Here is a 16,976-nt window from a genome sequence, read left to right on the forward strand (position 1 = left end):
TTGGCGAAAGCTATGGCGCGGTGTGCGTGAGGGCAAACGGACGTCGAGGGTCAGGGCGCGCGGGAACGGCGGTGAGACGGCCCCGACCGAGCGCCATGCGCCACGCCCTGCGGCCTACCCATTCGCCTTCCCGATCGCGCTGATCGCCGCCGAGAGATCCGACTCGAGACCCGAACCCAGGATGGTGGCGCCACCATCCGTGAGGGTGCGCTCCGCGTGTGCAATGTCCGCCGACTCGACCAGCGCCACGAGCATCGAGGTGCCCACACCGATCCCGCTTCCCATCTGTTTGAGCAGCGGGTCGGGGAAGCCTGCGTCGACGAAATGAGCGGCGAGCCCCCCGACGATGGCGCCGGCGAAGGGTCCGATGCCAGGCAGCAGCAGCGCCGCCACTGCGCCGACGGCCGCGCTCTTCCCGATCCCCCAGTCCTGCGTCTCCTTGAACTCGACCTGACCATCGGCCATTCGCCGGATCACCGCGGCGTTCCCGAGTCGTGCGCCCGCTGCCTTGAGCCGATCGAGCCCACCACCTGCTCCTTCGGACGTGGGAAAGCTCGCGACGATGATGCGTTTGGTGGATGCAGGGCCCGATGGAGCGGTCATGGGAGTATGGGAACGGAGTGGGATCGAAACTGTAGAAAAAAACCTAACCTGGCGAGTTCCACCCCTCGGTGTGGCGGACTACGCCGCCGCGCCGATCATGAGAGTGACCGCGACGGCGCACCCCAGCCCGGTCTTGGCCGCGGCAGCCGCCACGCGCCCGAGCAATGCACCCGTGGCCACACGTGTCGCGCCTGCCCTCGTGGCGTCGGGGCGTGTGTACTCGAGCACGAGGGCGCCAACGAACGCGCCTGCGAATGCGCCGATCACCGAGCCGACGATCGGCACCGGCACTCCGACAATGGCACCCGCGATGCCCCCGAGGATCGACCCCCACGCCGCGCGCCTCGATCCACCGTACTTCTGCGTGTAGCGCGCCGAGAGCGTGAACTCGAGCACCTCGGCAAGCACCGCGAGGCCGACCGCGATCGCAACCGTGACCCAGCCGACCGATGCTGCCGGAACGAGCCAGTCATAGGCCAGCGCCGCGATGATCATGACCCACAGGCCAGGCAGGCCGAGTGGGACCAGGCACAGCGCAAGGAGCAGGACGCAGCCGAGGAGAACGAGGGACACAGACGGACGGGATTGAGCGACTGCGGTGCGGGAAAGGACGAAGGGCGGAGAGAGTGGCTCCCCGCCCTACGGATCGCTGCCTGAGCCGGATTCGACGCTATGCGACGCCAACCAGGCTCGCGTCGCGCAGCAGGCGCTCGACCTCGGCGATGTCGGCCGCGGACGGCGGCAGCAGCGGGAGCCGCACCGGGCCACCCTTGAGTCCCACCCGCTCCATTGCCGCCTTGACCGCGGGGATCCCCATGCGGCCGACGATTTCCAGCGCACATGGCGTCAGGCGCCGCTGGGCGTCTGCGCTGTCCTCGATACGCCCGGCCCGGAACGCATGGTAGACCTCGAGGGACAGTTCGGTCGCGAACAATGCCACGGCCAGGATCCCTCCGCGCACGCCGAGAGCCAGCGTCTGGTGGACCGTGCCGCCGTGCCCGGTGATGACCGCAAAGTCGTCCGACTGTGAGGCGAGATAGTTGGGCAGGTAGGCCAGATCGCCTGACGAGTCCTTCATCCCGACGATGTTGTCGTGTCCGGCAAGTCGCGCCACGAGGTCGCCCTCGAGGCGGAAGTGCATGTACTTGGGAATGTTGTAGAGCAGCACCGGGACGGGCGACTCATCAGCAACGCGCTCGTAGTGGGCCTGCAGCGCCGCCGAGGTCATGGCGTTTGAATAGTAGTGCGGTGCAACGACCAGCACGCCATCCGCGCCACGCTCCGCGGCCTCACGGCATCGTCGCACGCACGCCTTGGTGGACTCCGCGCCCGTGCCCACGATCAGCCAGCGATCGGCTGGCGTCACCGAGCGCGCCATTTCCACGAGCCGGAGGCGCTCGCTCTCCTCGAGCAGCGCGGCCTCTCCGGTCGAGCCGGCGATCACGAGCCCGTGCAACCCGGCATCGAGGTGGGCACGCGCGTTGGCACCGAACGCATCGAGGTCGAGTTCCCCGCGCGCATCGAACGTGGTGATCACCGGGCCGAGCACGCCGGCGAGAGTCCTGGTCATGCTGTCACTCCTCTCCTAGGTCAGGTTGCCCGCGTTGAACGGGTCGTTGTTCGCTTCCTCACGGCGCGCGGCGCTCCGGAACATGCTCATCTGCAGCTCGAAGTCCGCCGGGCGCGTCGACGCCGCCAGGGCCGTCTCGAACGTCACGACATTCTGGGTCACGAGGTCCGCGAGGTGCTGGTCGAACGTCTGCATACCGTATTGGTCACGCCCGTCGGCCATGTATTCGCGGATCTCGCCCACCCGCTGGTTGAGGATCAGGTCCGCGATCAGTGGCGTGTTCAGCATGACCTCGCACGCCACCGCACGCCCGTTGCCGTCCTTGCGCGGGAGCAGGCGTTGCGAAACGACGGCCGCGAGCGACTCCGACAGGCGGATGCGGATCACGTCCTGCTCCTCGGGCGGGAACATGGACACGACACGCATGATAGTCGCCTGCGCGTCCGGCGTGTGGACCGTGGCCAGCAGCAGGTGTCCGGTTTCCGCCGCCTTCATCGCCGTGTCGATGGTTTCGGTGTCGCGCAGCTCGCCGAGGACGATGACGTCCGGGTCCTGGCGAAGCGCGGCCTTGAGCCCGACCCGGAAGTTCTCGGTGTCGACGCCGATCTCCCGCTGCGTGATCGAGCTCTTGAGGTCACGATGCAGAAACTCGATCGGCTCCTCGAGCGTGACGATGTGCTTCTCGAGGTTGGCATTGATGTGTGCCATCACCGCCGCCAGCGTCGAGGACTTGCCCGAGCCGGTGACCCCGGTGATGAGGACCATGCCCCGTTCGGTCATGGCGATCCGCTCGAGCACCGCAGGAAGACCGAGCTGGTCGAACGTCGGCACGCGGAACGGGATCACGCGCATGACGATCATGAAACTCGATCGCTGGCGCAGGATGTTCACGCGAAAACGCCCGATGCCCGGGGCGCCCCAGGAGCAGTCGTAGTCGAGCAGCGAGTCGATCCGCTCCTTGACCTTCTCGTTGGTGATGAGGCGCAGCGCGATCGCGCGCGTCTGTTCGGGCGTGAGCGCCTGTTTCGTCATCGCCGTCAGCACGCCGTCGATGCGGGCGCGGAAGACGTCACCCGCCTTGATGTGCAGGTCCGACGCCCCACGGTCCACCGCCGCCTTGATGATCTTCTCCACTCACCCTCCCTCAGTCCAGGCCCATCAGTTCACGTACATAACCGATCGTCTGCTTCGCGATCCCCCGCGCCTTCGCGGCCCCGGCTTCGAGCCGCTCTCGCACGCGCGCGGGATGCGCGGTCAGCTCCGCCGCGCGCTCACGGATCGGCGTGAGCTCGGCGTTCATGTTCTCGAACAGCACCTTCTTGCAATCGATGCAACCCCAGCCCGCCGAACGGCACTGCATCGCCACATAGTCCACGGTCGCCGGTGGACTGAACGCCTTGTGCAGATGGTAGATGTTGCAGATGTCGGGGTTGCCGGGGTCTGTCCGCCTCACCCGCGCTGGATCGGTCATGGCCGGTCGCAGCTTTTCCCAGATGGTCTCGGGCGGATCGAGCAACCCCACCGTATTGCCGAGGGACTTCGACATCTTGGCCTGCCCGTCGAGCCCCATGATGCGCCGCGTGGGCGTAAGCCGCGCCTTGGGCTCCGGAAAGAACCCCTCGGAGAATCGGGCATTCCAGCGCCGGGCGATCTCGCGCGTCAGCTCGAGATGCTGCAGCTGATCCTCGCCCACCGGCACGGTGTCCGCCTTGTAGATCAGGATGTCCGCCGCCTGCAGGACCGGATAGTTCAGGATGCCAGCGGGTACGCTCTCAAAGCGCGCCGACTTCTCCTTGTATTGCGTCTGGCGCTCCAGCTCACCCACCGGCGTGATGGCGTTGAAGACCCACTGCAACTCGGTGTGTTCGGGCACGCGTGACTGCACAAACAGCGTGGCCTTGTCCGTGTCGATGCCCACCGCAAGCAGGGAAATCCCCATCTCGAGTGTGCGCCGCCGGAGGTCAGCCGGCTCGTACGGCAGCGTGATCGCGTGGTAGTCCACGACACAGAAAAACGACTCGAACTCGTGCTGCAGCTCGACCCAGTTCTTCACCGCACCGAGGTAGTTTCCAATGTGGAGTTCGCCCGAGGGCTGGATTCCGCTGAAGATCCGGGGCATTCGATGAAACTAAGGTGGCCGACTTTGCCGTCGCAACGAGACCAAACCTTTCCTGCGGTGCTTCTCACGGCGTGCACCGCTGCGGCGCAGGCCGGGGCAACTTACATCCGATCGCGCACGGCCGACCTTGCAACGATCGACTGGCAGGAGAAAGCACGCGCCGATTTTGTGAGCGAGGTCGACCTGGGCGCCGAGGAGCGCATCACCAACGTGCTCCATGCGGCCGTTCCAGGCGCCGTGGTCGTGGGCGAGGAGCGCTCACCGGGCCTCGCCCCGAACGACCATGAGATCGCGTTCATCGTCGATCCGCTCGACGGCACCACCAACTTCCTGCACGGGTACCCGCAGTATGCGGTGTCCATCGCCGCGGTGGCCGAAGGCGGCCTGGTCGCCGGGATCGTGCTGGACGTGCCGCGCGGCATCACGTACGCGGCCACCCGCGGCGGAGGCGCAACGCGCGACGGGACGCCGATCCGCGTGTCGCGGCTCGTGGAACCGGCGCGCGCGCTCGTGGGGACGGGATTCCCGTTCAAGGATCCACAGCGCATTCCGGAGTACCTCCCCTCATTTTCTCGCGTCGTGGGGCAGGTCGCGGGCGTGCGCCGTGCCGGGGCGGCTGCGCTCGACCTGGCCGACGTCGCCGCCGGGCGGTTCGACGGCTTCTGGGAGCTCATGCTCGCGCCGTGGGACCACGCCGCCGGCACGCTGCTCATTCGCGAAGCTGGTGGCCGCGTGAGTGACCTCGCCGGCAACGAGCTGCGCGTGGAGCACACGCCGGTGGTCGCGTCGAACGGCGTCCTGCACGAATGGCTCCTCGCCCAGTTGCGCCCGAGCGCACCGTTCACGATCCCTTCCTGAACTCCCCACCCTCAACTGCCCGCATGAAACTCGTCGAGTGCGTTCCCAATTTCTCCGAAGGTCGCGACGCCGCGGTCGTTGACGCCATTCGCGCGGCGATTGCCAGCGCCGAAGGCGCGACCATCCTCGACGTGTCGAGCGATCCGTCGCACCACCGGTCGGTGATCACGTTCGTAGCGCCCGTCGAACACGCGGTCGAAGCCGCGTTCCGCGGCATGAAGGAAGCGGCCAGCCGGATCGACCTCACCCGGCACCAGGGGGAGCATCCGCGCATCGGTGCCACCGACGTGGTACCCTTCGTGCCGCTCGAAGGGGCCACGATGGACGACTGCATCGCGCTGGCCCACGCGTTAGGCGCCCGCGCCGCCAGCGAACTGGGGATCCCCGTGTACCTCTACGAACGCGCGGCCTCGCGACCGGATCGCGAAAACCTGGCCGACGTGCGCCGCGGGGAGTTCGAGGGTCTGCGCGACGAGATCGCGGCCAACGTCAGGCGCGCGCCCGACTACGGCGAGCCCCGGATCCACCCGACCGCCGGCGCCACGGCCATAGGCGCCCGCCCCTTTCTGGTCGCCTACAACGTCTACCTGGGCGGTGCCGAGAACCTGCAGGTTGCCAGGGATGTGGCTCGGGCGGTGCGCCACTCCACCGGCGGGCTGCGCCACGTGAAAGGCCTCGGTCTCGAAGTCGACGGGCAGGCCCAGGTATCCATGAACCTGGTCGACATCGAGAAGACGCCGCTCTACCGCGCGTTCGACATGGTAAAGATGGAGGCGCAGGCACAGGGTGTCTCGCCGACGTGGAGCGAGGTCGTGGGACTCGTGCCGGAGCGCGCGCTCTTTGATACGGCTGCGCGCCACCTGCAGCTACGCGGGTTCTCCGCCGACGCGGTGCTCGAGCGCAAGGTGCGCGCGGCAGTCTCCGGCGGGGAGTCGCTGTCGACGTTCGTTGCGTCGGTGGCCGCGCCCACGCCGGCGCCCGGCGGAGGATCCGTCGCCGCCATCGTCGCCGCGCTCGCTGCGGCGCTCGCCCAGATGGTGGCGGGCCTCACGATCGGACGAAAGAAGTACGTCGCCGTCGAAGGCGAGATGAAAGACGTGGCGCGCGAAGCCGCCGCACTCGGCACGGAGCTGCAGGCGCTCGCGCCGCGCGATGCGGCCGCCTACGAGGTCGTCATGCAGAGCTACCGTCTGCCCAAGGAAACGCCCGAGCAGGTCGCCACGCGCCAGTCGGCGATCGAGGCGGCGCTGCTGGGCGCGGCCCACGTGCCGCTCGAGACCGCACGCACCTGCGCGTCCGTCGCGCGGCTCGCCGCGATCGCGGCGACCAAGGGCAACACCAACGCAGCCTCGGACGCCGGGGTCGCCGCACTCCTCGCCGAGGCCGCATGCCGCGGCGCGTCGTACAACGTGCAGATCAACGTGGCATCGCTCACCGACTCCGCCGAGGCGCGCGGCATGCTCGCCGAACTCGCGCGCATCGTGGAGGAGGCCGCCTCGCACGCCAAGGCCGCCGCAGAGGCCGTGCAACGGAGCATCGCGGCAAGCGCCGGGTAGGGTTACCCAGGGTGGGGCGCCTCGCCCCACCCGCCGGCGTCACGGCAGCCGATAGAGCAGGATCGATCGGCCGATCCTTGCCTCGGGCTCGCGATCCCTGAGCCACGCCAGGGCCTCCGGATACAGCGTCCAGACGCCGTTGCGCAGCACCGCATCGCCGCGTTGGAGGCGTGTCTGGCTCACGGCAAACCAGCCGTGGGCCTCGTCACCGCGCACCCACTCGTGCTTCACCGGAATGCCGTACATCCCGGGAACCGCACTCCCGAAGTACGCAGTCGTCACGCTGTCGATGCCGCGCGCCTGAATGGTGTCGCGCAAACGGCGCAGGTCCTGCCCCCAGTCGAGGTCACTGTCCACCAGCACACGCTCGGGATGCGCGCCGGCCAGTTCGTTGAAGTACGCGAGGTAGTCGGGGTGCACCCGGAACGTCGACACGAGGCCAGCGGTGGCGAGCGCGGCCAGCAGCGAGCGGGCAGCCGGAGTCTTCCATCGGGCGAATGCGGCTGACACGGCAACGCCGCCCGCAATCGCAAGCGTGGCGAAGACGGGCAGCACGTGGCGCACGCCGATGTTGATGCGCGCCGGGATCGATACGGCGAGGATTGCCACCGCGAGCAGCAGTGGCACGGCGATCTGCCAGTCGCGCGAGGCCCGCGACCGCCGCGCCAGCAGCCACGCACCCGCAAGCCCAAAGACGAGCAGCGTGAGCGGCGACTTGACCGCGAGCCCAACCGGGAAGAACAGCCATCGCCCGTCGGCGTAGGCCTCGCCCAGCAGGAAGGAGGCGTGGCCCAGTCCGTTGTGCGCCGCCAGGTCGCGCACGCCCTGGATGAGCGTGGTGAGCGGGAACGGCACGCCACGCAGGCTGCCAACCTGAAACCGGTACACGGTCCACACGGCGAGGAAGGCGACAGGAGCCACCACCAGCAGCCGGCGAAGGTGCGCCGGTGTCAGCGTCAGCCAGCGCGCGAGTCGACCGGCGAACCCCGGAGCTGGCGCCGCATCACGGGCCGCCCACACGTGACGCAGCGCGAGTACCAGCAATGCGGTGAGGCCAAAGAACGCGATGGACGAGAGCTTGGCGGTGAGCGCGGCCGCACCTGCGATGCCCAGCCACACGCTGCGCTTCGTGGTCGGCGACTCCACCCACAGCATCGCGGCGAACAGGAGCGCGATGAGCGTCGCAACGAGCGCCATATCGGTCGTGGCAACACTCGAATGCGCGAGCACGGGCGGCGCCGTCGTGAACAGCGTGACTGCGGCCAGGCCCGCGCCGTCGCCTGCGATGCGCCGAGCCCACGCCCACACCAGGCACGCCGCGAGCACAAAGAAGGGCAGCACACCAAGCCGCGCCAGGAACAGGGTGCGGTCGGCGTTCACCGCGTGAATGATCGATCGCCCCTCGCCCCAGATGTTGCCCACACCCTGCGAGCCGACACCACTGAGCCATGGCCCCAGGGCCACGGCCGCGCGCGCGAGCGGAGGGTGCTTGGGTTCATACGTGAACCGGCCGCGATCGAGCAGCTCCATGCCCGCGGCGATGTGAACCCCTTCGTCAAAGGTCTCGCTGAAGACCTCGTAGGTGGCAATGATGCGCGCAGCACCGATCGCCACCACCAGCACGAGGCCGAGGAGACTCCAGAGCGGAAGCGGACGATGGGACGATCGCACCATGAGGGACGACCAAACGGGGGAGCCGGCCACCAAGCGAGGGACAACCCGACCGGCCAACGCAGCGAACGCCACGGGCCCGGCCTACCCTCAGGCCGCCCGCGTGAGGACCCGAGGGCCGGCCTCCGTAATGGCCACCGTGTGCTCGAAGTGGGCCGACCGGGAGCCGTCCGCGGTCACGATCGTCCACTTGTCGCTCAAGGTTCGCGTGGCCGAACCCCCGACGTTCACCATCGGTTCAATGGCAATAGTCAGGCCGGGCAGCAGCTTTGGGCCCCGCTTGGGCTTGCCCTTGTTGGGCACCTGGGGATCCCCGTGCGGTTTGGTGCCCACGTAGTGGCCCACGAGATCGTCGGCGACGGTGTAACCGGCCGGACCCACCACGCCCCAGATCGCGGCACCAATATCGCCAACGTGGTTGCCGAGCACCGCGGCAGCGATCCCGGCCTCGAGCGAGGCCTGCGTGACCTCTATCAGCCGCTGCGTGGTCTCGTCGATCACCCCAACGGGCACGGTGATGGACGCGTCCGTGAAGTACCCCTCCAGCTTCACGCCAACGTCAAGCTTCACGATGTCGCCCTCGCGCAGCAGGCGACGCGGCGAGGGAATGCCGTGCACGATCTCCTCGTTCATCGAAATGCAGATCGCACCCGGAAACCCGTACAGGCCCTTGAACGCCGGCTCGGCGCCAGCATGTGAGCGAATGAACGCTTCAGCGGCCTGATCGAGCTCCTTGGTAGACACCCCGGGCCGGACCAGTGGCCGAAGATGCTCGTGCGTGAGGCCGAGGATTCGGCCTCCCTTGGCCATGATCTCGAGTTCGCGCTCCGACTTGAGGTGGATCATGTGCCGAGGGCCGCGCGGGCCCGCGCAAGGACGTCCGCCATGCTCCCGGTCGCGTCGATGGCGCGCACTGGGCCGCCCGTGGTCCGGTACCACGCGATCACCGGAGCCGTCTGCTGCTGGTAGGTATGGAGGCGATTCCGGATGGCTTCGGGCTCGTCGTCCTTTCGGCGAACGAGCGTTCCACCGCACTTCTCGCAGGTGGACCCCGGCTCGCGGCCCGTGTATGGCGTCTGGCAGGACTGGCACACGGTGCGACCCGACAGGCGCTTCACGAGATCCTCGTCAGGCACCTCGAAGACGAGCACGGCGTCGAGCGGGCGACCGAGTTCGCGGAGGACACGCTGCAGGCCTTCGGCCTGGGGCACCGTTCGCACCACGCCATCCAGGATCGCGCCGCGGGCCGCCGACGGCGCAGCGAGGGCTTCCTTCATGATGCCGAGGATGACGTCGTCAGGCACCAGGTCACCGCGGTCCATGGCCGCCTTGGCTGCCAGGCCGAGCGGTGTGCCGTCGCGCACGGCTGCGCGCAGAACGTCGCCAGTGGCGACCTTGGGAATGCCGAGTTCAGCGGCCAGGCGCTCCCCCTGGGTGCCTTTGCCGGCCCCTGGGGGTCCGAGAAGAACGAGAATCATTGAAGCGGTTGGGCGGATAGGAACAATGCGTCGCTCGCTCCCAGGAAAAACGCAAGGCGCGAGCCAGCCTTCACTCGCGCCCACTGACGGACAACGTACGATCGTTCCGGGTCCCGACGGGTCCCGCGTGAACGGTCGCAGCGACCGTGCGTCCCTAGAACCCTCCCGTCGCCCCCTGCCGCCCGCGGAACCGCACGCGGCCCTTCTTCATGAAACCATCGTACTTCCGGAGCAGCAGGTGTTGCTGCATCTGCGACATCGTGTCGAGCGCCACGCCGACGACGATCAGCAGTGAGGTACCGCCGAACCGGAAGGGTACGTTGATCCACTTCGCGATGAGCACCGGAAAGAGCGCGATCGCGGTCAGGAAGATGGCACCAGGGAGCGTGATGCGCGTGACGACCTGCTCGATGTACTCCGCCGTCTTGGCGCCCGGCTTTACCCCGGGAATGAACCCACCCTGCTTCTTGAGGTTCTCCGCCAGGTCGATGGGATTGAAGATGATCGACGTGTAGAAGTACGTGAAAAAGAGGATGAGGAACGCCGAGGCGATCACGTACGGCCACGATCCTTCGGCAAAGAGATCCGCCATGCGCTGGAGCGCCGGGTTCCCGGAGAACTGCGCCAGCGCTCCCGGCACCACGATCACAGACTGCGCGAACACAATCGGCATCACGCCGGCGGCGTTGATGCGGAGCGGGATGAAGTTCCTCGCTGCCTCGCGCATGCGACCGCGCGCCATGGTGCGTTGCGGGATCTGGATCAGCACGCGCCGCGCGGCCAGCGTGAGTGCCACGACGCCCGCCACGACGCCCACCATCACCAGGGCCAGCACCGCCAGCGAAAATGCGCCCACGGCACCCGTGCTCACGAACGTGAATGTCTGGAAGATCGCGCTCCAGAAGCGCTCGACGATCGAGAAGTAGATGATCAGCGAGGCGCCGTTGCCGAGGCCCCGTTCGGTGATCTGCTCACCGAGCCACATCACGAACACCGCACCGGTCGTGAGGAAGAGCGACATTTGCAGCCGGAACCCGAACCCGGGCGTCGCGACCGCACCCTGCAACGACTCAGTGAACAGCGCAAAGCCCCACGCCTGCACCACGGCAAGCGCCACCGTGAGATACCGCGTCCACTGCCCGATCTTTTTTCGACCTTCCTCGTCCTTGTTCATCTTGTCCATGGACGGGATGATCGCCGTGCCGATCTGTGCAAAGATCGACGCGGAGATGTAGGGCATGATGCCGAGGGCGAACACCGTGGCGCGCGAGAGCCCGCCCCCCACGAACAGGTCGTAGAGGCCGAGCAATCCGTTGCTCTGCTGGTTCTGGAAGAAGTCCAGCAGAGCCAGCTGGTCCACCCCCGGCGCCGTGATGTGCGAGCCGAGTCGGTAGAGCGCCAGGCACCAGAAGGTGAACAGGATCTTCTCCCACAGCTCCGGCGTGTTGCGAATGTTCGCCAGCGCCTGGGCGGGATTGGACTGCGCCATTTACTCCTCGATGCGGCCGCCGGCTGCGACGATCTTCTCGCGAGCGCCGCCGCTGACCTTGAGACCGCGAATGGTGTACGCCTGGGCCGCCTCACCATTGGCCAGCAGCTTCACCGGCCCGGTGCGCAGCTTCACGAGTCCTGCCTTCGCCAGCGTCTCCGGTGTCACCTCGGCACCGTCCACGCGCGCGAGATCGTCGAGCCCGACGATCTGGTACGCCGTGCGGAAGCGCGCGTTGTTGAACCCGCGCTTGGGAATACGACGCGACAGCGGCATCTGGCCGCCCTCAAACCCGGGCTTGCCGCCGCCGGGACCGCCGTGACCGGCGCGCGCCATCGAACCCTTGTGACCCTTGCCCGACGTCTTGCCGGTGCCGGACCCGGGGCCGCGACCCAACCGCTTGCGATCCCGGTGCGAGCCCGGGGCCGGCTTGAGGTTGTGCAGCCCGATCTTTTCCTGAGTTGCCACGTTCCTACTCCTTGATGGGCGTCACCTTCACCAGGTGGCGCACCTTCTTGATCGCCCCACGCAACTGCGGCGTGTCCTTCTGGATCGCCGTGTCCTGGTGGTGTCGAAGCCCCAGCGACTGCAACACGAGGCGCAGCTTGGCCGGGTGGCCGATGCTGCTCCGCACCTGCGTGATCTTGACCAGTTCTCCGGTCGGGACTTCGTCCTTCGGCGTGTGCTGTGGCCCGCGGGTGCGGTGCCACACGAATGTCCTAGGCATGCGCGCGCTCCTTCGACTTGTGGCGCGGCTTGTAGCGCAGCGCGGTCGTTTCGATACCACGCTCACGAGCGATCTGGTCGACCGTCGTGAGCTGGGCGAGTCCGTCAAACGCGGCGCGCACCATGTTGTGCGGGTTGGTCGAGCCAAGCGACTTGGTGAGGATGTCGGAGATCCCGACGCACTCCATCACCGCGCGCACCGCCCCACCCGCGATCACGCCGGCACCCGGCGCCGCCGGCTTCATCAACACCTTGCCCGCGCCGTGACGCCCCACCACTTCGTGGGGGATCGTCGCGCCGGTGAGCGGCACTTGCACCAGGCGCTTGCGCGCCCCCTCGACCGCCTTGCGAACGGCCTCGGATACTTCATTTGCCTTGCCGGTGGAGAAGCCGACCTTGCCCTGCCCGTCGCCGACGGCGACGAGCGCGTTGAACGAGAAGCGTCGACCGCCCTTCACGACCTTGGCGACGCGGTTGATTGCGATCACGTTCTCGATCAGGTCAGAACCGCCCTCGCGGGACTGCGGCTCTCCGCCACGGCGATCACGTCCACCGCCGTCGCGTCCGCCTCCGGGACCGCCATCACGGCCGCCACCGGGGCCGCCGCGGCCGCGGCCACCGCCACCGCCGCCCGGACCACCACGCCCGCGACCACCACCTGGGCCGCCACGACCACGCCCAGCCCCTCCGGGGCCGCGCGCTGCGGGTGACGACGATGCGCCCTGCCTTGGTTCAGCCATGTCAGAACTCCAACCCGCCTTCGCGGGCGCCATCGGCCAGCGCCTTCACGCGGCCGTGATATCGGTAACCAGCACGATCGAAGGTGACCTTCGAGATTCCGGCCGCCTTCGCCTTCTCGGCGAGCGACTTGCCCACCAGCGAGGCGCGCTCGCTCTTCTTGCCGCTGAACGCCTGGTCGCCGACCGCCACCAGCGTGCGCCGGCTGTTGTCGTCCACCAGCTGCGCATAGATGTGCTTCAGCGATCGGAAGATCACGAGCCGCGGGCGCTCGCCCGTTCCCGTCACCTTCTTGCGCACCCGCAGATGTCGGCGGGCGCGCTGCTCCTCGCGCGTCTTCGGACTTGCGATGCGACGCATTACTTGCCTCCTGCCTTGCCGGCCTTGCGGCGGATGACTTCGTTGGCGTACCGCACACCCTTGCCCTTGTAGGGCTCCGGCTTGCGGAGCTTGCGGATCTCAGCCGCGACGCGGCCCACCACTTCCTTGTCGGCGCCCTCGACGATCACCGTCGTCGGCTGCGGAGCCGCCAGCTTGATGCCAGCCGGCGCCTTCACCTCGATCGTGTGCGAGTAGCCCAGCGACATCAACAGTCCGTAGGGCTTCACCTCGGCCTTGTAGCCGACGCCCGTGATCTCCAGCTGCTTCTTGTAGCCGTTGGTCACGCCCTCGACCATGTTGGCCACGAGCGTGCGCGACAGGCCGTGCAGGGCCTTGTGCCGCGGCTCGTCCGACGGACGGTTCACGGTGATCGTGCCCTCCGCCATCGCCAGCTGCATCTCGGGGTGGAACGCGCGCGTCAGTTCGCCCTTCGGCCCCTTCACCTTGAGCGTGTTCCCCTCGAGGTTGGCCGTGACACCACCGGGCACGCTCACCGGCTTCTTTCCGATACGAGACATCGATTCCTCCTTACCACACCAGGGCGAGCAACTCGCCCCCGGTGTGCGCCTTGCGCGCGTCGTTGTCCGACATGAGGCCACGCGACGTGCTCAGGATCGCCATGCCCAGGCCGTTGCGAACCCGCGGGATTCCGGTCGCCGGCACGTACTTGCGCAGCCCCGGTGACGAGACGCGGCGCATCTCGCGGATCACCGACTGGCCCCCAGCGTACTTCAGGATCACCCGCAGCAGCTTGCGACCGCTCTCCGACTCCACGAGGCGGTAGTCCTGGATGTAGTGGTTCTCCTTCAGGATCCGTGCGATTTCGGCCTTCATCTTCGACGCCGGAATGTCCACGCGACGGTGCTTCGATCCGCAGGCATTGCGGATCCGCGTGAGCATATCGGCGATGGGGTCAGTCATGCTCATTCGTTGGTCTCTCTCTCCACCCGTATCCCCTGGGGACGCGGCGGAATCGGTGTGTCAGGAAGGAAGGCAGCCCGGTACGACGCGCGTGGCCATGCGTCGCCGGTGACTGCCCATCTGCTTACCAGCTCGACTTGCGCACGCCGGGGATCAGCCCGTTGAGCGCCATCTCGCGCATGGCCATGCGGCCCAGCCCGAAAAAGCCCTCGTAGCCCCGCGACCGGCCGGTCATCGAACACCGGTTGCGGATGCGAACCCGCGACGAGTTCCGCGGCAGCTTGCGCAGCTTGCTGTACGCGGCCTCGCGCTGCGCGTCCGTCGACTTCGGGTTCTTCACGATCGCCAGGAGGGCCTTGCGCTTCTCACGATACCGCGCGGTCAGCGCCTTGCGCTCCTCGTTCTTCACGATCTTGCTCGTCTTCGCCATGCGTCAGCTCGCCTGGAATTGGACCTGGATCGGCCGGTCGTCACCGCGGAACGGCATCCCGAGTTCGCGCAGCAGCGCAAACGCCTGGTCGTCCCGGTTCGTCGTCGTCACGAAGGTGATGTCCATCCCGTGGATCTGTTCGATCATGTCGTAGTTGATCTCGGGAAAGATCATCTGCTCCTTGATGCCCAGCGAATAGTTCCCGCGGCCATCGAACGAGCGCGTGCCCAGCCCGCGAAAATCGCGGAACCTCGGCACCGCCGCATTGATGAATCGGTCCAGGAACTCCCACATGCGCGTGCCCCGGAGCGTCACCGATGCGCCGATCTCCTGGCCCTCGCGCAGTCCGTAGTTGGCAATGGACTTCTTCGCCTTGCGCCGCACCGGTCGCTGACCGGTCACGAGCGCCAGCTCCTCCACCACCGAGTCGAGGATCTTCGGCGTCTTGATCGCCTCACCCATCCCGACGTTGAGCACGATCTTCTCGAGCCCCGGCACCTGGTTGGCATTCTTCAGCCCGAACTGCTGGGCCAGCCGGCCGCGCACCGTCGCGCGATAGTACTCGCGCAGCCGCGGGCTGGGCGTCGGGATCTTCGCGCCGGCGTGCGGTCCCTTGGGGAGCATCGACTTGCGATCGCCCCCCTTGCCGCCACCGGTGGAGCCGCCCTTGGGCGTGCCGCCGCCACTCTTCTTCTGTTCCTTGGTCGCCATGATCTATCGTCCTTGGCTCAGCGGGACCGCGGGATCGCCTGCCCGCTCTTCGCGCTGATCCGTTCCTTGGTCCCGTCGGCATCGATGCGGTGCTTCGACCGCGTCGGCTGCTCCGACTTCGGGTCGAGCAGCATCACGTTGGAATGGTGAATGGGCGCCGGCATGTCGATGATCGCGCTCTGCTCCTCGGCGCGACGTGCCTTGCGGTGCCGCTTCACCATGTTGATCCCTTCCACCGTCACGCGGCCGGTCTTCGGGAACACGCGGAGGATCTTGCCCTCCTTTCCCTTGTCCTCGCCACGCATGACGCGCACGGTGTCGCCCTTCGTCACCGGCATCTTCACGCGCTCCGACTTGATCGCGTGGCGGCCGGCGCCCAGGCGCTTGCCCTCCGTCTGGCGGTACTTCAGCACGCGCATGTCAGAGCACCTCCGGCGCGAGCGAGACGATCTTCATGTACCGCTTCTCGCGCAGCTCGCGCGCCACCGGCCCGAAGATGCGGGTTCCCAGCGGCTCGCCGTTGTCGTTGATGATCACGACCGCATTCTCGTCGAAGCGGATGTACGTCCCGTCCTTGCGACGCGTCTCCTTGACCGTGCGCACCACCACCGCCTTGGCGACGGCCGACTTCTTCACCGTGCCGTTGGGGAGCGCATCCTTCACGGCCACCACGACCTTGTCGCCGAGTCCGGCGTAGCGGCGTCGGGTGCCTCCGAGCACGCGGATCACGAGAGCGCGCTTCGCCCCCGAGTTGTCCGCCACTCGCACCATGGATTCCTGCTGGATCATCGATCGGGTCTCCTATTGGGCGCGTTCGACGATCTCGACGACCCGCCACCGCTTGTCCTTCGACAGCGGACGGGTCTCCATGATCCGCACGGTGTCACCGCGCTTCGCCGAGTTCTCCTCGTCGTGCGCTTTCACCTTGCTGGAACGCGTCACCATCTTCCCGTAAGTCGGGTGCGGCACGCGACGGTCCAAGCGGACCACCACGGTCTTCTGCATCTTGTCGCTCACCACCACGCCCACGCGCACCTTCCGCGTGCCGCGCGACGGCGCCTGCTGCCCGTTGTTGGTCATTTCGGCCATGATCGATTCCTCTAGCCCCTGGCCCCTGCGGCCAGCTGGCGCTCACGCAGGATCGTCCGCATGCGCGCTACGTCTCTCCGGATCGCGCGCAACCGCAGCGGATCCTCCAACGGCTCCGTCGCACTCTTGAACCCGAGGCGGAAGCTTTCTTCATCCAGCTCCGCCAGTCGCGCGCGGATGTCCGCATCGCTCATCTCGCGGATCTCTTCAGCTCGCATCGGTGTGCGCCTCCTCGCGGACCACGAACTTGGTCTTCACGCCCAGCTTCGCCGCCGCCAGCGCCATCGCCTTTTGCGCGATCTCCGGCGTCACGCCCTCCAGCTCGAAGAGCACCCGACCCGGCTTCACCACCGCCACCCACCCTTCCGGAGAGCCCTTGCCCTTCCCCATGCGGGTCTCGGCCGGCTTCTTGGTGATCGGCTTGTCCGGGAAGATCCGGATCCAGACCTTGCCGCCGCGCTTGATGTGACGCGTCAGCGCCACGCGGGCGGCCTCGATCTGCCGGTTGGTTACCCACGCCGGCTCGAGCGCCTGCAGGCCGTAGTGCCCAAAGGACACCTCGGCGCCACGGCCGGCCAGACCCTTGGTCCGGCCCTTGAACATCTTGCGGAATTTGACGCGCTTGGGACTCAGCAT

The 16,976-nt window shown here is 67.5% G+C and carries 24 protein-coding genes; 2 read left to right on the plus strand and 22 right to left on the minus strand.

From position 1 onward, the window contains the following. Positions 1-114: 114 nt before the first annotated feature. The 5 genes from IT361_14160 to trpS form a co-directional block, all read right to left on the minus strand. Complete coding sequence (locus tag IT361_14160) at positions 115-603, minus strand: DUF1269 domain-containing protein (protein MCC6318821.1); 489 nt, start codon at positions 601-603, stop codon at positions 115-117. A gap of 78 nt (positions 604-681) precedes the next feature. Further along, positions 682-1,176 carry a DUF456 domain-containing protein gene (locus tag IT361_14165; GenBank protein ID MCC6318822.1) on the minus strand — a complete coding sequence of 165 codons (495 nt, stop codon included), beginning with the start codon at positions 1,174-1,176 and terminating at the stop codon, positions 682-684. 97 nt (positions 1,177-1,273) lie between these two features. Then, on the minus strand, positions 1,274-2,173 hold the full coding sequence (locus tag IT361_14170; GenBank protein MCC6318823.1) for a dihydrodipicolinate synthase family protein: 900 nt from the start codon (positions 2,171-2,173) through the stop codon (positions 1,274-1,276). Between the two features lie 15 nt (positions 2,174-2,188). Continuing rightward, positions 2,189-3,307 carry a PilT/PilU family type 4a pilus ATPase gene (locus tag IT361_14175; GenBank protein ID MCC6318824.1) on the minus strand — a complete coding sequence of 373 codons (1,119 nt, stop codon included), beginning with the start codon at positions 3,305-3,307 and terminating at the stop codon, positions 2,189-2,191. A gap of 10 nt (positions 3,308-3,317) precedes the next feature. Continuing rightward, entirely contained in the window at positions 3,318-4,292 is a 975-nt protein-coding gene (trpS, locus tag IT361_14180) for a tryptophan--tRNA ligase (GenBank protein ID MCC6318825.1), read from the minus strand. 57 nt (positions 4,293-4,349) lie between these two features. Here trpS and IT361_14185 point away from each other — a divergent pair, with 57 nt between their 5' ends. After that, the gene (locus IT361_14185; protein MCC6318826.1) at positions 4,350-5,150 is read left to right on the plus strand and encodes an inositol monophosphatase; all 801 of its coding nucleotides are present in this window, start codon (positions 4,350-4,352) and stop codon (positions 5,148-5,150) included. 23 nt (positions 5,151-5,173) lie between these two features. Beyond that, positions 5,174-6,706: a glutamate formimidoyltransferase gene (gene ftcD, locus IT361_14190; GenBank protein MCC6318827.1), complete on the plus strand. Its 1,533-nt coding sequence runs from the start codon at positions 5,174-5,176 to the stop codon at positions 6,704-6,706. 39 nt (positions 6,707-6,745) lie between these two features. Here ftcD and IT361_14195 read toward each other — a convergent pair whose 3' ends face one another. From IT361_14195 to rplP, 17 genes are all read right to left on the minus strand, one after another. Then, complete coding sequence (locus IT361_14195; protein ID MCC6318828.1) at positions 6,746-8,380, minus strand: glycosyltransferase family 39 protein; 1,635 nt, start codon at positions 8,378-8,380, stop codon at positions 6,746-6,748. Between the two features lie 87 nt (positions 8,381-8,467). Then, positions 8,468-9,223 (minus strand): type I methionyl aminopeptidase, encoded by a 756-nt coding sequence (gene map, locus IT361_14200; GenBank protein MCC6318829.1) that lies wholly within the window; start codon positions 9,221-9,223, stop codon positions 8,468-8,470. Further along, positions 9,220-9,855, minus strand: a complete 636-nt coding sequence (locus tag IT361_14205; GenBank protein MCC6318830.1) for an adenylate kinase — start codon at positions 9,853-9,855, stop codon at positions 9,220-9,222. The genes map and IT361_14205 overlap by 4 nt, the downstream gene beginning before the upstream one ends. 154 nt (positions 9,856-10,009) lie before the next feature. Continuing rightward, a complete protein-coding gene (secY, locus tag IT361_14210) occupies positions 10,010-11,344 on the minus strand; it encodes a preprotein translocase subunit SecY (GenBank protein ID MCC6318831.1) in 1,335 nt (444 codons plus the stop codon). Beyond that, positions 11,345-11,794: a 50S ribosomal protein L15 gene (rplO, locus tag IT361_14215; protein ID MCC6318832.1), complete on the minus strand. Its 450-nt coding sequence runs from the start codon at positions 11,792-11,794 to the stop codon at positions 11,345-11,347. A 22-nt stretch (positions 11,795-11,816) separates the two neighbouring features. Beyond that, positions 11,817-12,071 carry a 50S ribosomal protein L30 gene (gene rpmD, locus IT361_14220; protein ID MCC6318833.1) on the minus strand — a complete coding sequence of 85 codons (255 nt, stop codon included), beginning with the start codon at positions 12,069-12,071 and terminating at the stop codon, positions 11,817-11,819. Continuing rightward, positions 12,064-12,810: a 30S ribosomal protein S5 gene (rpsE, locus tag IT361_14225; protein MCC6318834.1), complete on the minus strand. Its 747-nt coding sequence runs from the start codon at positions 12,808-12,810 to the stop codon at positions 12,064-12,066. The genes rpmD and rpsE overlap by 8 nt, the downstream gene beginning before the upstream one ends. Position 12,811: 1 nt before the next feature. Continuing rightward, the gene (locus IT361_14230) at positions 12,812-13,168 is read right to left on the minus strand and encodes a 50S ribosomal protein L18 (protein MCC6318835.1); all 357 of its coding nucleotides are present in this window, start codon (positions 13,166-13,168) and stop codon (positions 12,812-12,814) included. After that, the gene (rplF, locus tag IT361_14235) at positions 13,168-13,707 is read right to left on the minus strand and encodes a 50S ribosomal protein L6 (protein ID MCC6318836.1); all 540 of its coding nucleotides are present in this window, start codon (positions 13,705-13,707) and stop codon (positions 13,168-13,170) included. The genes IT361_14230 and rplF overlap by 1 nt, the downstream gene beginning before the upstream one ends. A 10-nt stretch (positions 13,708-13,717) precedes the next feature. Further along, on the minus strand, positions 13,718-14,116 hold the full coding sequence (gene rpsH, locus IT361_14240) for a 30S ribosomal protein S8 (protein MCC6318837.1): 399 nt from the start codon (positions 14,114-14,116) through the stop codon (positions 13,718-13,720). A 118-nt stretch (positions 14,117-14,234) separates the two neighbouring features. Beyond that, the gene (gene rpsN / locus IT361_14245) at positions 14,235-14,540 is read right to left on the minus strand and encodes a 30S ribosomal protein S14 (GenBank protein MCC6318838.1); all 306 of its coding nucleotides are present in this window, start codon (positions 14,538-14,540) and stop codon (positions 14,235-14,237) included. Positions 14,541-14,543: 3 nt separating this feature from the next. Then, positions 14,544-15,164: a 50S ribosomal protein L5 gene (gene rplE, locus IT361_14250; protein MCC6318839.1), complete on the minus strand. Its 621-nt coding sequence runs from the start codon at positions 15,162-15,164 to the stop codon at positions 14,544-14,546. Positions 15,165-15,268: 104 nt separating this feature from the next. Beyond that, positions 15,269-15,589 (minus strand): 50S ribosomal protein L24, encoded by a 321-nt coding sequence (rplX, locus tag IT361_14255; GenBank protein ID MCC6318840.1) that lies wholly within the window; start codon positions 15,587-15,589, stop codon positions 15,269-15,271. 82 nt (positions 15,590-15,671) lie between these two features. Beyond that, on the minus strand, positions 15,672-16,040 hold the full coding sequence (gene rplN, locus IT361_14260) for a 50S ribosomal protein L14 (protein MCC6318841.1): 369 nt from the start codon (positions 16,038-16,040) through the stop codon (positions 15,672-15,674). Between the two features lie 12 nt (positions 16,041-16,052). After that, entirely contained in the window at positions 16,053-16,340 is a 288-nt protein-coding gene (rpsQ, locus tag IT361_14265) for a 30S ribosomal protein S17 (GenBank protein ID MCC6318842.1), read from the minus strand. Positions 16,341-16,351: 11 nt separating this feature from the next. After that, positions 16,352-16,558, minus strand: coding sequence for a 50S ribosomal protein L29 (gene rpmC / locus IT361_14270; GenBank protein ID MCC6318843.1), 207 nt, complete (start codon positions 16,556-16,558; stop codon positions 16,352-16,354). Then, positions 16,548-16,976 carry a 50S ribosomal protein L16 gene (rplP, locus tag IT361_14275; protein MCC6318844.1) on the minus strand — a complete coding sequence of 143 codons (429 nt, stop codon included), beginning with the start codon at positions 16,974-16,976 and terminating at the stop codon, positions 16,548-16,550. The genes rpmC and rplP overlap by 11 nt, the downstream gene beginning before the upstream one ends.

It is taken from the genome of Gemmatimonadaceae bacterium (assembly GCA_020846935.1).
Classification (GTDB): domain Bacteria; phylum Gemmatimonadota; class Gemmatimonadetes; order Gemmatimonadales; family Gemmatimonadaceae; genus RBC101.

What these genes read in the sequence shown, in the direction of transcription:
- rpmD (MCC6318833.1), bottom strand. Translation starts at nt 12,071, where the DNA reads ATGCCTAGGACATTCGTGTGGCACCGCACCCGCGGGCCACAGCACACG.
- rpsN (MCC6318838.1), bottom strand. Translation starts at nt 14,540, where the DNA reads ATGGCGAAGACGAGCAAGATCGTGAAGAACGAGGAGCGCAAGGCGCTG.
- IT361_14230 (MCC6318835.1), bottom strand. Translation starts at nt 13,168, where the DNA reads ATGCGTCGCATCGCAAGTCCGAAGACGCGCGAGGAGCAGCGCGCCCGC.
- map (MCC6318829.1), bottom strand. Translation starts at nt 9,223, where the DNA reads ATGATCCACCTCAAGTCGGAGCGCGAACTCGAGATCATGGCCAAGGGA.
- secY (MCC6318831.1), bottom strand. Translation starts at nt 11,344, where the DNA reads ATGGCGCAGTCCAATCCCGCCCAGGCGCTGGCGAACATTCGCAACACG.
- rpmC (MCC6318843.1), bottom strand. Translation starts at nt 16,558, where the DNA reads ATGCGAGCTGAAGAGATCCGCGAGATGAGCGATGCGGACATCCGCGCG.
- rplP (MCC6318844.1), bottom strand. Translation starts at nt 16,976, where the DNA reads ATGCTGAGTCCCAAGCGCGTCAAATTCCGCAAGATGTTCAAGGGCCGG.
- rpsH (MCC6318837.1), bottom strand. Translation starts at nt 14,116, where the DNA reads ATGAGCATGACTGACCCCATCGCCGATATGCTCACGCGGATCCGCAAT.
- IT361_14195 (MCC6318828.1), bottom strand. Translation starts at nt 8,380, where the DNA reads ATGGTGCGATCGTCCCATCGTCCGCTTCCGCTCTGGAGTCTCCTCGGC.
- rplF (MCC6318836.1), bottom strand. Translation starts at nt 13,707, where the DNA reads ATGTCTCGTATCGGAAAGAAGCCGGTGAGCGTGCCCGGTGGTGTCACG.
- rplN (MCC6318841.1), bottom strand. Translation starts at nt 16,040, where the DNA reads ATGATCCAGCAGGAATCCATGGTGCGAGTGGCGGACAACTCGGGGGCG.
- IT361_14170 (MCC6318823.1), bottom strand. Translation starts at nt 2,173, where the DNA reads ATGACCAGGACTCTCGCCGGCGTGCTCGGCCCGGTGATCACCACGTTC.
- rplE (MCC6318839.1), bottom strand. Translation starts at nt 15,164, where the DNA reads ATGCTCCCCAAGGGACCGCACGCCGGCGCGAAGATCCCGACGCCCAGC.
- IT361_14205 (MCC6318830.1), bottom strand. Translation starts at nt 9,855, where the DNA reads ATGATTCTCGTTCTTCTCGGACCCCCAGGGGCCGGCAAAGGCACCCAG.
- IT361_14160 (MCC6318821.1), bottom strand. Translation starts at nt 603, where the DNA reads ATGACCGCTCCATCGGGCCCTGCATCCACCAAACGCATCATCGTCGCG.
- rpsE (MCC6318834.1), bottom strand. Translation starts at nt 12,810, where the DNA reads ATGGCTGAACCAAGGCAGGGCGCATCGTCGTCACCCGCAGCGCGCGGC.
- ftcD (MCC6318827.1), top strand. Translation starts at nt 5,174, where the DNA reads ATGAAACTCGTCGAGTGCGTTCCCAATTTCTCCGAAGGTCGCGACGCC.
- rplX (MCC6318840.1), bottom strand. Translation starts at nt 15,589, where the DNA reads ATGCCGGTGACGAAGGGCGACACCGTGCGCGTCATGCGTGGCGAGGAC.
- trpS (MCC6318825.1), bottom strand. Translation starts at nt 4,292, where the DNA reads ATGCCCCGGATCTTCAGCGGAATCCAGCCCTCGGGCGAACTCCACATT.
- rpsQ (MCC6318842.1), bottom strand. Translation starts at nt 16,340, where the DNA reads ATGGCCGAAATGACCAACAACGGGCAGCAGGCGCCGTCGCGCGGCACG.